Raw genomic sequence first — 13,600 nt, 5'->3', positions numbered from 1 at the left:
TCTGTTCACGCTCAGTCACTCCCGTCCGTATCGGTCTGCGCGGCACCGTCGCCGCGTTGCTGACGACGCTGGTATTCCAGCTGAAACTTGCGTCGAAGCAGGCCACCGGGATCATCCGGCACGCGCTGCAAGGCCTGTTGCATGGCCTGCGGCAGCGACTTGCCCTGCCCGGATGCATCCTTCGGCCGCGTGCCCAGCGCGTACGCCTTCTGCGCCCCGCTCCGGGTCTTGCCCAGTTGGGCGTCCATGCGCTTCTTCAAAGCCTGCTGTGCGCGGCGCTCGGCCTGTTTGTCCTGTGACTGCGAAGCCCTGGACGGCTGTTCTTTCGAAGCATCCTGCCCCGACTTGCCCTTGCCCTGTGCAGCATCCCTCGCACGCTGTGCGTCGGAGGCGCTGCCCTTCTGCTGCCCCTTGCCGGATGGATTGTCTTTGGCCCCATGCGACGGCGCATGATCGTTCGGCGACTTGCTCTGATCCTGCGCGCGATGCGAGGAACCGGAACCGTTCTTGGCCTGCCCGCTTTGACCGTTCTGCGGTGAGGCACCGCCCCCTTTTCCGCCCTGATCGCGCTGTTCGCCCTGACCGTTTCCCTGCGACTTGCGCTGTTTGCGCAGCCAGTCCTGCACGCTTTTTCGATTGGTGCGCGCATCGTTCAGACCGGGATCCGCGGCCAGCGCCTGGTCGTAGGCCTTGATCGCCTCTTGATAGCGGTGCATGTGCACCAGGGCGTTGCCGCGGTTGTACTCGTTCTGCGCACCCTTCGCCTGCGCGAACGACTTCGCTGCCGTACGGTAATCCCCCGCGCGATAGGCCGCTGTACCGCGCAATGCGGGGTCCTGCGCCAGCTTCTGCGCTTCGCGGGCATGCCCCTCGGCCAGTGCTTTCGCAGCCTGCTGGTCCCGCGTGTGCCAGGCGTTCTGCCAAGTCGTTGCCTGCGCCCGCACCGGCAACGACCAGCCCGAGAGCAACAGCAACGGCAACATCAGCAGTACGCCGCGCCGGAAACCGAAGGCCGCCAGCAACAGCACCGGAAGCAGCAGCCAGGGACCGCGATCCCGCCACGTCTGTGCATGCTGGCGTGTGTCACGCGGTCCCGATTGGGTGCGCAACTGCGACGCCAGCGCCTGGATGTCGGCGTTGTCGGCCTGCATGGGCACGTATCGTCCTCCGCCGGCCTGGGCCACTGCGCGCAGCGAAGCATCATCGCGCTTGGCCATCAATGTCTGCCCGTTGCCGGTCCGTTCGAATCCTCCGCGCGCCTGCGGCACCGGCGCCCCCTTGACGGTGCCCACCCCCAGTACCGATACACGCATGCCCGCTGCATGCGCTGCGCGGGCCGCGGAAATCGCCTGCACATCGGCATGATCGTCGACCACCACGATGGAGCCATCATGCACGCCCGCGCCCTTCAGAAGACGGGTGGCACGGTGAATGGCGCTACTCATGTCGTCGCCCTGGACCGGCATCACGTCCGGTGCCAATGCGTTCAGCAGCTCTCCGAGCGCGCTGGCATCGGCCGTGAGCGGCGCCACGGTGAACGACTCACCGGCATAGGCGATCAGCGCATTCTGTCCACCCTTGTTGGCCTGCAGCAGCGCATGGACCTTGTAGCGCACGCGGGTCATGCGATCGGGGCTCACGTCCGTCGCCAGCATGCGCTGCGACAGCGACACGGCCACCACTTGCGCGCGCTGATTCATGAAGACCGGTTGCGGCATACGTTCCCAGGTGGGGCCGGCCAGGGCCAACGCCGCCAGGGTCCATGCGGCCAGCACGGCCGCCAGCAGCACCCAACGCCGATGTGCTCCGCCTTCGACAAGATGAGGCAGCAACGCGGCATCCACCAGGCGGCGCAGCGCGGCGCTCTGCCCGCTCCGCTGCACCAGCCATGGCAGCACGGGAAGAACGGCCAGGGTCAGCAACCACCACGGGCGAAGAAAATGCAGGGCATGCAGCGCATTCATGCTGTGGCCTCCTCGCGGCGGATGGAACCCAGCCAGGCCAGCAGCGCCAGCGCCATGGCCGCGCCCAAGGGCCACGGGTACAAGGGCTGCCGCGGTCGGCGCATGACATTGCCTTTCAGCGTCGGCTCCAGCGCGTCGATCGCACGGTACGCCTGTGCGAGTTCGTGCGTGTCCGTGGCCCTGAAGAAGTGCCCACCGGTCATCGACGCGATGCGGCGCAGCATCCCCACATCCAGACTCTGATCGCCGCCCAGGGCGTTGCCGAACAAATCGAGCGGGCTGGTCTGCGCCGCACCGATGCCGATGGTGTAGATGCGAACATCGGCGGCCTTGGCGATCTTGGCCGCGTCCGTCGGCGAGATGCTTCCAGCCGTGTTGACGCCATCCGTGAGCAGCACCAGCACGCGCTCGTCACCGGGCAGCTTGCGCAGACGGCGCACGGCCACGGCGATGGCGTCGCCGATGGCAGTATTACGCCCGGCCAATCCCACCGCCACATTGCGCAACTGCGCGCGAACCGCATCCAGGTCGTAGGTCAGCGGGGTCACCAGATAGGCACGCGTGCCGAACAGGATCAAACCCACCTGATCACCCTCACGCCGATCGATGAAGTCGCCTGCGATCGCGCGCACGGCGCCGAATCGACTGACCGGCACGCCGCCGAGCTGCATATCGCGCAGGCTCATGCTGCCGGACATGTCCACCGCCAGCATGACGCCCCGCCCGGACCGCTCCAGCGGCTGTGGCGGCCCGATCCATTGCGGCTGCGCGGCCGCGATCAGCAAGAGGCACCAGACCAGCGTCCAAAGCAGTCCGCGCCCACGCAAACTTGCTCGGGCGTCGTTCGTCTGCGCCAGAGACGGCGGCAATGCACGATGCGGAAGCCGCAAGGCACGAACGGGCGCCTGCGCCGGCAGCCAACGGCGCAGCACCCACGGCAACGGCAACAGCACGAACAGCCACGGCCAGACGAAACCGATCATTTCACTCGCCTCGACACGACATGTCGCAGCCACCGCTCCGCGGCCGCCAGCGAGGCCTCCGCGTCGAAGCTCGGTTCACGCTCGTACAGTGCCGTGCGCAAGACCCGCAACGGCGCTGTATCCAGGCCACGCGGCGCGCACGCGCCGATATGTGCATCCCATGCCTCGCCCTGCAGCGACGCCGCACGCGGGTCGTGCAGACGCGCCGCTCGGCGCAGCCACGCCGAGAGGCCCGCCGCCAGCCAGGCTCGGCCTTCCCGCGGATACTGCTCCCGCAGCGCCAGCAGTTCATCGTGGATCATCCGCCAGCGGCGCCGCCGGCGCACCCTTCGGCTCATATACAGCACTGCGCCTGCGATCAATATCAGCACGACGACCGCCAACAGCCACCAGCCATAGGCCGGAGGCCACCACGAAGGCGGCGGTGCGGGGTGAATATCACGCAGCGTCGGACCGGGTGTCATCATGCTCCCTGCCCCTTCAGCGTGATACCGAGCAGTTGCGCAACCGCCGTGATGGGCTCGTCCACCGTGTCGATGCGGCGGCATGGGATCTGCAGCTCACGCGCCAGGTTCTGCAATGCCCGCGGCGCGCGACCCAGAGCCTCGCGGAATTGCGCTCGTGCGGCACGACTCTGCAAATCGAGCGTACGAACGGTTTCCTGCCAGGCCACCGGATAACGACCCGCCGGCGGCAAGGTGCTCTCCAGCACATCGGCGATCACCAGCACTCGGATGCTGGCCTGCCGGCGCAGCGCTGCCATGGCTGCACGCGCGTCATCGTCGACGCTTTCTCCATCGCTGATCAGCAAGACTTGACTGCCATTGCGCGCCAGGCGCCTCACGCGATGCAGCGCTTGCGAGAGCGGCTCCACACGTGTCTCTTCCGGCTCCGGATTCTCGGGCCCGCACAGTCCTCGCAACAGGGTGAGCGCTCCGCGTGTTCCGCCCTGTGGCCGAAGAAGCTTTTGCTCCTCGCCGAACGTGGCCAGTCCGACGCGCATACTCGTCGCCACACCGAGCCAGGCCGCGAGCGCGCAGGCGCGGGCCGCCTGCACCGATTTGTAGCGGCGCCGGGTCCCGAATCGCATGACCGTGTGTGTGTCCAGCAGCACGACCAGACTACGTTCGCGCTCTTCCTGAAAGAGTTTGGTATGCAGTTCTCCGCTGCGTGCCGTAAGACGCCAGTCCAACCGCCTCACGTCATCGCCAGGCTGATACGCCCGCGATTCCCGGTAATCCATGCCGCGTCCGCGCAGCGAAGCTGCGTGAGAACCTGCCCGCGATGCATGTACCCGATCGACGGGCGGCGCGAGACGACGCGGCAATTGTCGTCGCAGCGCCAGCAATTCATCGAGCGAGATCCGGGTGATCCCGTCCGCCGCGTCGGCTTTCCGCAACGAGTCCATCGCAGCGCTCACGGCAGCGGCACGCGCTCCAGCACACGCGCGATCACGTTATCGGGATTCACGCCGGCTGCCTCAGCCTCATAGCTGATCAACACCCGATGCCGAAGCACGTTGGGCGCCACGGCATGCACGTCTTCCGGCAGGACATAGTCACGCCGCTGCAACCAGGCGTGCACCCGGGCGCAACGATCCAATGCAATCGTGCCGCGCGGACTGGCGCCCCATTCGATCCAGCTGGCCAATTCCGGGTCATAGCGACCGGCATCGCGCGTGGCCAGGATCAGTTCGGTCAAATAGCGCTGCAGAGCCGGAGCCATGTGCACATCCAGCGCAGCACGCCGTGCCGCGAACACGTCATTCTGATGGAGCAGCCGCCGAACCGGCTTCGGTACGGACAGGGCTTCCCGGCTCTGTGCACGTGCCAGTTCGAGAATCGCCAGCTCGGCCTCCGCATCCGGATATCCGATGGTGACGTGCATCAGGAAGCGATCCAGCTGCGCCTCGGGCAACGCGAAAGTGCCTTCGTGTTCGATCGGATTCTGCGTGGCCATGACCAGGAACAGGTCGGGCAATGGCCAACTGCGCTGGCCGATGGTGATCTGCCTCTCCGCCATCGCCTCGAGAAGCGCGGACTGCACCTTGGCCGGCGCGCGGTTGACCTCGTCGGCCAGCACGATGTTGTGGAACAACGGACCGCGCTCGAACTCGAAGCTGCCGCTCTGCGGGCGGAAAATGTCGGTGCCGGTCAGGTCCGCCGGCAACAGATCCGGCGTGAACTGCACACGATGGAAGTCCGCCTCGATGCGTGCTGCCAATGCCTTGATGGCTGTAGTCTTCGCCAGCCCCGGCGCACCCTCGACCAGAAGATGGCCATCGGCCAGTAGCGCGATGAGCAGGCTTTCGACCAGTTCCGGCTGCCCGATGATCGCACTCGCAAGCTCCTCCCGAAGCTCCGCGAAAGACTGCTGCAGATCGATTTCCGGACCAGTTTCAGTCTGACTCATGACGGGCGCGAACCTCCTGCGTATGTCGGATATGCGTGGATGGGCATTGCGTATGCATCGCCAGGCACGGCCTTGGGACAGCGATCGACCCGGAAAGTTTAGCGCCGCGCTTCGCCACAAACGAAAAGGCGGCCTTACGGCCGCCTTTTCCTGTTCCTTCGAGACGCCTCAGCGTCCGGTCTCGCTGAGAATCTTCGGTGTCACGAAGATCAGCAGCTCGGCCTTGTTGTTCGTCCGATTGTGCGAGCGGAACAGGTAACCCAGGATCGGGATATCGCCCAAGCCCGGAATCTTCGCCACGTCGTTGCTCTTTGTGATCTCGTAGATGCCGCCGAGCACGACGGTCTGTCCATTGTCGACCAGCACCGACGTATTGATCTCGCGGGTGTCGATCTGCGGCACCTGGCCGCCACCCGGACTGGCGATGAAGGAATTGAGCGCGTCCTTCTTCACGTTGATCTTCAGGTACACGCGCTTGTCGGCCGTGATGGTCGGCGTGACCTTCAGTTCGAGCACAGCGTCCTTGAACTGCACGGTGGCATTGCCGGCACCGCCGCCTGCACCCTGGTTCTGGAACGTCACGTAACCGATTTCCTGGCCCTGGCGAATCAACGCCTCCTGCTGGTTGGCCGTGATCACGCGCGGACTGGAGATGATTTCCGTCTGGCCTTCGCTCTGCGCGGCCGACAGCTCCAGGTCGAGCAGATAATTGGCGCCCAGGATAGCCAGACCGATGCTGCCCGAAGGCTTGCTCACCGGAAGGTTGACGTTGAACCCACCCGGATAGACGAGCGTGTCGCTGTTGCCCGTCGCCACGTTGTAGGCGCCGACGGCCAGGCCATCCGCACCCACCGGCGTGCCATCCGAAGCCTGGCCACCAACGTTCGGCGCCGTGGACACGATGTTGCCGCTGTTCTGCTTGAAGCCCTGCACGCCCCACCGCACACCCAGTTCGCGGGTGAAGTTGTCGGTTGCCGCGACAATGCGGGACTCGATCAGGACCTGCTGCACCGGACGGTCGAGAACACCGACCAGTTTACGGATCTGCTTGATTTTTTCCGGCGTGTCGTTGATGAGAAGCGTATTGGTACGCTCATCGTAGGAAACACTGCCGCGCGGGGACAAAAAGCCGCGGCTCGCACTCGCGGCGCCGCCCGCGCCACCGCCACTGCTCTGCAGGCTCTTCTGCGTGAGCAGCTTGGCGATATCGGCCGCCTTGCCGTAGCTGATGGGAATGTACGCCGACACCAGCTCCGCCTGCTCCTGCGACTTCAGGCGCGCTTCGGCCAGATTCTGCTCGTATTTGGCAATCTGTTCCTGCGGCGCGATCCAGATCACGTTGCCATTGCGACGCTTGTCCAGTCCCTTCGCACGCATGATCACGTCGAGCGCCTGATCCCAGGGCACATTGACCAGACGCACGGTCACACTGCCACTCACGCTGTCCGCTGCAACAATGTTCAGCCCGGAAACCTGCGCCAGCAGATTTAGTGCCGACCGCACCGGAATGTTCTGGAAATTGAACGTGACGCGTTTGCCCGAATAGACCGGCGCCTCGCCCGGCTGCGGCTTGTCCGACTTCTTCGCCCTCTTCGGCGTGATGTCGACCACGTACTGGTTGTTGGTCTGATAGGCCGAAGTGTCGACATTGCCGCGGATCTGCAGAACCATCTGCCCGCCATTGGTGGTCGCATGCGTGCTCATGCTCTGCACCGGCGTGGCGAAATCGGTCACATCCAGGGTCTTGGCGAATTTGTCCGGCACGACGACGTTGTTCATCTGCACCGTGACGTGATCGTCCTCCTGCTGCAGATTCACATCGGCACCGCTGCCCGTGAAACTGATCAGCACCTTGCCTCCGCCATTCGCGCCGCGGCGGAAATCCACATTCGAAACCTGCGCGGCGTCGGCCGATTGCACCTGCTTGCTCGGATCGCTGTTCGCGACATTGCTCGAACTATCGGCATCGCCACTGTCCACCGTCAGCATCAAGCTGTCACCGTTGACGCTGGCGTGGTAACTGGCGGTACGCAGCAGTTCGACCACGACACGGGTACGATCACCGGCCGACACGACCGAGTAGCCCGACGTCGCACCGGTGCCGACGTCGAAATGACGTTTGCTGACCCCGTTGCTGATGCCGTCGAGATCCACCGCGATGCGCGGCGGCGTGCTGGTGGTGAAGATCTTCGGCTGCGGCGGAGCGCCGTCGAACTGCATGTTCAACTGCACGCGGCCACCCGGCAGCGTCTGGTAAGTGACGTCCTTCAGCGTGCTGGTGGCCCAGGCGGAGCCGGCAAAGCTCAACGCAAGCAGCGACAACAGAGCGAGAACGCTGTTTCGGAAGGCAACCATGGCCTGGCCTCGACGATGCATAGTTGTGGTCATCATGTACATCACCCCCGATGGGTCTTCATTGCACGTCGAGCGCGATGCTCGCCTTGCGTTCCATCCAGCCGCCGGACCCATTCGGTACCAGCTCGACAAGATCGACGTGATCCTCGGCAATGTCCGTGATACGGCCATAGTTCTGCCCCATGTAGTCATTTACGTGTACTGGATGAATGACCCCACCGGGATCCTTGATCAGCGCCTCCATCTTGCCGCCCTGACCGATCGTGCCGACCATCTTCAGACTGTCCAGCGCAAAGGATTCGAGCGGCTGGCGCGGACGATTCTCATCCGGACGCGGCCCGGACTTCGCATTCTTTGCGCTGTCATTCGGACTCGGCGCAAACGGATCGCGTTTGGCCTGATCCTTGTAGACGAAGCTCTCGAACGTCTTGATTACCGGAAGCGGCGGCAACGGCGCGCCCTTCTTGGCCTTTTCCTGCGCAACCCAGCGATGCAGGTCCGAGGTGCCGCGCGTACAACCACCGAGCACCAGCAACGAGGTCAGCAGCAGCAACAGACGCATGGTGTTCTTCCGCATGCTCATTTGCCCCTCCCGCCCGGATGGCCGGCGCCGGTCTGGTCGTCCTCGTCATCCAGGTAGCGATAGGTCTTGACCGTGCCTTCCAGCGTCAGACGTCCGTTGGTGGCGACGCCGCCCGGCCCTGCTTTCTCGGCCTTGAGGGAAACGTTGTGCATGGTCAGGATCACCACGCGCGGCAATGAAGCCACACCGCTGATGAACGTACCGAACTGGTGATAGGTGCCGGTCATCTTCAGCTGGATCGGCTTCTCGGCGTAGAAATCCTTTTTGGATTCCGGGCCGGGGGCAAAGGTTTCGGTCTGCAGGCCGGACGCGAGCGCCGTCTGCGAGATGTCGACCAGCAAGGCCGGCATTTCGGTCTTGCTCGGCAACTGGCGCAGCATCTGTCGCAGCATGTCCTGCATGTCGCTGAGCTGCTTGCGCAATGCCTCGAGATTGACGGCCTTGGACTGCTTGCTCATGAATTCGCTGCGCAAGGTATGTTCCTTGCGTTGCAAACTTGCCAGTTCATCCTGCTGATTGCTGGTGTAGAAGTACCAGCCCACCGCCACGATCACGACAAGCAGGATGACGATGAAGAAGGTCTTGACCGATTTCGGCCAGCCACCGACATTGTTGGTATCGAGATTGCGAAGTTCGTCGAAGAAACTCATTTCTTCGCCCCTCCCTTCATCGCCCCACCCTTCGGCGATGCATCCGCCTGGCTGTCGCTGCTGTCCTCGGACTTCGGCTTGACCATCTTCATGCTCAGATTGAACACATACGGCATGCGGGTGTCAGCGCCGGTGTTGTCGGTGCGGCCCAGTTCGACCTGACTCATCCACGGCGATTTCTCAAGGTTGCGCATGTACTCGGCGACGCTGGCGTTGGACTGTGCAACGCCTTTCAGCTTCAGCTGGTCGCCTTGCTGCTGCAGGCTGGTCAGTCGCACGCTGGACGGAATGGTCTTCACCAGTTCGTCGAACAGATGGACCATCTTCGAGCGGTCCGCCTGCAGTTTCTCGATGATGCGCTTGCGCGCCAGCAGATGGTCGCGCACCTTCTCCAGATTCTTGATTTGCGCGATGCGCTGATCGAGCTGGTGGATCTGGCCCGTGAGATAGGTATTGCGCTCGTTCTGATTGCTGATGCGCATGTTCATCCACATGCCCCAGACAATCACAATGGCAATGCCGGCGGCGAACGCCAGGCCGAGATGCGTGTAGAACTCGCGCTCGCGTTGCTTGCGCCGTTCGGCACGCCAGGGAAGCAGATTGATACGCGCCATCAGTCGAAACTCCTCATGGCGAGGCCCGCGGCGATCATCAGCGAAGGCGCATCTGCGGCCAGCTGCTGAGCCTGGGAGCGGGAAGCAATCGACATCTGCGCCAACGGATTGGCCACCATGCACGGCACGCCGAGCTGGTCCTCCACCATTTCGCTGACGCCGGCGATGCCGCCCGAACCGCCGGCCAGGACCACCTGGTCGACCTTGCTGTATTCGCTGCCGGCGAAGAAGAATTGCAGCAGACGGCTGATCTGCTGAACCATGGATTCCTTGAATGGCTCCAGCGCTTCCTGTTCGTAGGTATCCGGCAGACCGCCCTGACGCTTGGCGCGACCGGCTTCCTCGTAGGACAGGCCGTAGCGACGCATGATCTCGTCGGTCAGCTGCTTGCCACCGAAGACCTGTTCACGCGAATAGATGGTGCGCTGGTTCTTCATCACCGCCAGCGTGGTCATGGTGGCGCCGACATCGACCACGGCGACCAGCGCATCACGCGCGACCGAAAGCTGGTCGGCAATCAGCGTGAAGGCGTTCTCCATGGCGAAGGCCTCGACGTCGATCACCTTGGCGGTCAATCCGCCCAGATCGAGTGCGGCCACGCGCATGTCGACGTTCTCGGTGCGCGACGCGGCGAGCAGAATGTTGCTCATCTCCGGGTTGTCGCGCACCGGCCCGATCTTCTCGAAGTCGAGACTGACTTCCTCGATCGGATACGGAATGTATTGATTCGCCTCGACCTGGACCTGGCCTTCTAGATCCTCTTCCGAGAGATCTGACGCCATCGGAATCACCTTGGTGATCACCGCCGATCCGGCCACGGCTGCCGCGGCGAAGCGCGTTTTCGAGCCCGATCGTGCCAGCGCACGACGCACCGCGTCGCCGACGGCCTCGACCTCGACGATGTTCTTTTCCACCACTGCATTCGGCGGCAAGGGCTCGACCGCGTAATGTTCCACGCGATAACGACCACCCGACCGGCTCAGCTGCAACAGCTTGACCGCAGTGGAACTGATGTCGACGCCGATCAGCGGCGGCTTCTTGGGAGTGAACAGACTCACGTTTCCCCCTTCCCCATGCGCCCTTAGGAGCGAAATGTGCGCAACGGCATTAAATATGAATTTTAACAGCTTGGCAACAGGGCATTAATTCTTTCCAGCCTGCCCTCCCGATGCACGTTTTCCGGTGCCTGGCGCACTCGCTTCACCACTACGAGGCCGCCCTTTTCCTTGCGCCGGGGAAACATCCTAGCGGCAAACTCAGGTAAGTCGACAACTTTGTGCCGTATCCATGCGAATGGCGACGTAAAGTCGTGACGCATCGCACGTCGCGGCAGGCATTCCGTGACCCACGCCCACCCGCGAGACGGCATCGCCGGCAAACGTGCACGAACGCGCAGCCCGGGGCGCCGCTTGAACACGCAAGCGCCCGGCGCTCTATACTCGGAGTCTTGTGTGTTCCTGCATTCCTTCCAGACAAGTTCCGTATCCATGCCAACAATCAAGCGTCTGCTCCGCTACGCACTGATCCTCGCGCTGGCGGGCGCACTGCTGGGGGCCATCGCCGTCGGCGTCGCCTACTGGATCATTTCTCCGCGTCTGCCCTCGGTCGACTCGCTCAAGGACGTGCAGATGCAGGTTCCGCTGCGCGTGCTGAGCGCCGACGGCAAGCTGATCGCCGAGTTCGGCGAGATGCGCCGGCTTCCGGTGAAGATCGAGAATGTGCCCGCGCGCCTCAAGCATGCCGTGCTGGCCGCCGAAGACGACGACTTCTATCATCACGGCGGCGTGGACTGGAGCGGTACGCTGCGCGCCGCCATTCACGTGGTGCTGAGCGGCGGCAAGAAGACCCAGGGCGGTTCGACCATCACCCAGCAGGTTGCGCGCAACTTCTTCCTCAGCTCGCAGAAGACCTACACCCGAAAGATCACCGAGATCTTCACCGCCTTCCGCATCGAGCACGAGCTGACCAAGGACGAGATCCTGCAGCTCTACCTCAACAAGATGTTCCTCGGCCACCGCACCTATGGCGTGGGCGCTGCGGCGCAGTACTACTACGGCAAGACGCTCGACCAGCTGACCATCGCCGAATGCGCGATGATCGCCTCGACCTTCCAGCGCCCGTCCGTGGTCAACCCGACTGACCACCAGCGACTGGGTCGCGCGCGTCGCGACTACGTGCTCGGCCGCATGCTGGCCAACAACTTCATCACCAAGGCGCAGTACCAGCAGGCCAAGGCCACGCCGCTGCACGCCGCACCGCACCAGCTGCCGATCGCCGTGCATGCGCCGTATCTGGCGGAAATGGTGCGCCAGGCCGCGCTGGACAAGCTCGGCAATGCCGCCCTGACCGACGGCTACGTGATTCGCACGACCGTGAAGGCGAAGGACCAGGCCGATGCCGACGCCGCCGTGCGCAAGGGCCTGATGGAATACGATCGCCGCCACGGCTATCGCGGCCCGGAAGCGCACGTGCAGCTGCCGCCGCAGGCACAGCCGTCCGACTACCAGAAGATCCTCTCGCATTATCACGAGGTGGCGGGGCTGGAGCCGGCGCTGGTCACGGCCAGCAACGCTGACGACGCCAATCTGATGCTGGCCGATGGCCGCTCCGTGCAACTCAAGCTCTCCGCAGTGTCCTGGGCGCGCAAGTACCTCCGTCCGCGCGCGCGCGGGCCCAAGCCGCAGCACGTCGATGACGTGCTCAAGGCCGGCGACATCGTGCGCCTGCGCAAGGATGACAAGGATCAATGGCAACTGGCGCAGATTCCGGCCGCGCAGAGCGGCCTGGTATCGCTCAACCCCGACGACGGCGCGGTGCTCGCACTGGTCGGCGGCTTCAGCTTCCAGCGCAGCAAGTTCAATCGCGCACTGATGAGCGGCAGCGGCCGCCAGCCCGGCTCCAGCTTCAAACCGTTCATCTACTCGGCGGCGTTCGAGCACGGGTTCACCCCCGCCACCATCATCAACGACGCCCCCGTGGTGCTGCCGGACCCGTCCAAGCCCAACGGCCAGTGGACACCCTCCAACGATGACGGCAAGTTCGACGGCCCGATCCGCCTGCGCACCGCGCTGATCAAATCCAAGAACCTGGTGTCCGTGCGCCTGCTCGACACGCTCGGACTTCAGTTTGCGCGTCAGTATGCACTTCGCTTCGGATTCGACCCTGACGCCGTGCCCAACAACCTGTCGATGGCGCTCGGCACCGCCTCGGTTTCGCCCATGAGCATGGCCCGTGCCTACGCTGTGTTCGCCAACGGCGGCTTCCTGATCGACCCGTACTTCATCGCGGAAATCGACAACCGCGACGGCAAGGCCATCTACAAGGCCAATCCGCTGCGCGCCTGCCGCGACTGCCAGGCGCGTATTCTGCAAAACAGCGACGAGAGCGACAGCCTGCCGCCCGCTCCGTCCAGTTCGGTCGCCGCTGCTGCGCAATATGCCGGTACCGACGGCCTGCTGCCGCTGCAGCCGATCGCCTCGGCCAGCTCCCCGAAGCCGGCTGAAGCGGCCAGCACGGAGGCACCCCGCCTGGCGCCGCGCGTCATCGGCATCCGCAATGACTACCTCACCACCTCGCTGATGAAGGACGTGATTCTGCACGGCACCGGCATCGCCGCCCGCGCGCTGAAGCGTCCGGATCTGGCCGGCAAGACCGGCACCACCAACGAGCACCGCGATGCCTGGTTCTGCGGCTTCAACGACAAGGTCGTGACCACGGTATGGGTCGGCTTCGACAACTTCTCGTCGCTGGGCTACGAATTCGGCGCCAGCGCCGCACTGCCGATCTGGATGCACTACATGGGCGCTGTGCTGAAGGGCACGCCGGAATCGGCACTGCCGCGGCCACCAGGCATCACCAGCCTGCTGATCAATCGCAATACCGGCCTGCCGACCACCAGCGACGATCCGGACGCCATGTCCGAGATCTTCAAGGTCGAAGACGTGCCGCACCTGCAGGAAATGGCCCGCAAGGCCAAGCAGGACAAGAACCAGAAGCACGCCTACGACATCTTCTGATCGGGCCGGCGCGCCGCCCTACC

General features: G+C 64.1%; 11 protein-coding genes. 1 reads left to right on the top strand and 10 read right to left on the bottom strand.

Annotation, left to right across the window (positions count from 1 at the left end):
- Positions 1-11 precede the first annotated feature (11 nt).
- The 10 genes from HF690_RS10680 to HF690_RS10635 form a co-directional block, all read right to left on the bottom strand.
- On the bottom strand, positions 12-1,964 hold the full coding sequence (locus HF690_RS10680; RefSeq protein WP_168609427.1) for a VWA domain-containing protein: 1,953 nt from the start codon (positions 1,962-1,964) through the stop codon (positions 12-14).
- Entirely contained in the window at positions 1,961-2,947 is a 987-nt protein-coding gene (locus HF690_RS10675; RefSeq protein ID WP_168609426.1) for a VWA domain-containing protein, read from the bottom strand. Before HF690_RS10675 ends, HF690_RS10680 begins: the two co-directional genes overlap by 4 nt.
- Positions 2,944-3,414, bottom strand: coding sequence for a DUF4381 domain-containing protein (locus HF690_RS10670; RefSeq protein WP_168184642.1), 471 nt, complete (start codon positions 3,412-3,414; stop codon positions 2,944-2,946). The genes HF690_RS10675 and HF690_RS10670 overlap by 4 nt, the downstream gene beginning before the upstream one ends.
- Positions 3,411-4,367, bottom strand: coding sequence for a DUF58 domain-containing protein (locus HF690_RS10665; RefSeq protein ID WP_338042905.1), 957 nt, complete (start codon positions 4,365-4,367; stop codon positions 3,411-3,413). Before HF690_RS10665 ends, HF690_RS10670 begins: the two co-directional genes overlap by 4 nt.
- Positions 4,364-5,359, bottom strand: coding sequence for an AAA family ATPase (locus tag HF690_RS10660; RefSeq protein WP_168609425.1), 996 nt, complete (start codon positions 5,357-5,359; stop codon positions 4,364-4,366). Before HF690_RS10660 ends, HF690_RS10665 begins: the two co-directional genes overlap by 4 nt.
- Positions 5,360-5,527: 168 nt before the next feature.
- Complete coding sequence (locus HF690_RS10655; protein WP_168609424.1) at positions 5,528-7,714, bottom strand: type IV pilus secretin PilQ; 2,187 nt, start codon at positions 7,712-7,714, stop codon at positions 5,528-5,530.
- 58 nt (positions 7,715-7,772) lie between these two features.
- Positions 7,773-8,297 carry a pilus assembly protein PilP gene (locus HF690_RS10650; protein ID WP_240151721.1) on the bottom strand — a complete coding sequence of 175 codons (525 nt, stop codon included), beginning with the start codon at positions 8,295-8,297 and terminating at the stop codon, positions 7,773-7,775.
- Entirely contained in the window at positions 8,294-8,947 is a 654-nt protein-coding gene (locus HF690_RS10645) for a type IV pilus inner membrane component PilO (protein ID WP_113063833.1), read from the bottom strand. Before HF690_RS10645 ends, HF690_RS10650 begins: the two co-directional genes overlap by 4 nt.
- On the bottom strand, positions 8,944-9,561 hold the full coding sequence (locus tag HF690_RS10640) for a PilN domain-containing protein (protein WP_113063834.1): 618 nt from the start codon (positions 9,559-9,561) through the stop codon (positions 8,944-8,946). Before HF690_RS10640 ends, HF690_RS10645 begins: the two co-directional genes overlap by 4 nt.
- Complete coding sequence (locus HF690_RS10635; protein ID WP_113063835.1) at positions 9,561-10,619, bottom strand: pilus assembly protein PilM; 1,059 nt, start codon at positions 10,617-10,619, stop codon at positions 9,561-9,563. The genes HF690_RS10640 and HF690_RS10635 overlap by 1 nt, the downstream gene beginning before the upstream one ends.
- Before the next feature lie 429 nt (positions 10,620-11,048).
- Between HF690_RS10635 and HF690_RS10630 the strand changes: the two genes are divergently transcribed.
- Positions 11,049-13,577 (top strand): penicillin-binding protein 1A, encoded by a 2,529-nt coding sequence (locus HF690_RS10630; protein WP_168609423.1) that lies wholly within the window; start codon positions 11,049-11,051, stop codon positions 13,575-13,577.
- The last annotated feature ends 23 nt before the right edge of the window (positions 13,578-13,600 follow it).

It is taken from the genome of Oleiagrimonas citrea, assembly GCF_012395255.1.
In the GTDB taxonomy this organism is placed as follows: Bacteria; Pseudomonadota; Gammaproteobacteria; order Xanthomonadales; family Rhodanobacteraceae; genus Oleiagrimonas; species Oleiagrimonas citrea.
This window is presented reverse-complemented; position numbering and strand designations above follow the sequence as displayed.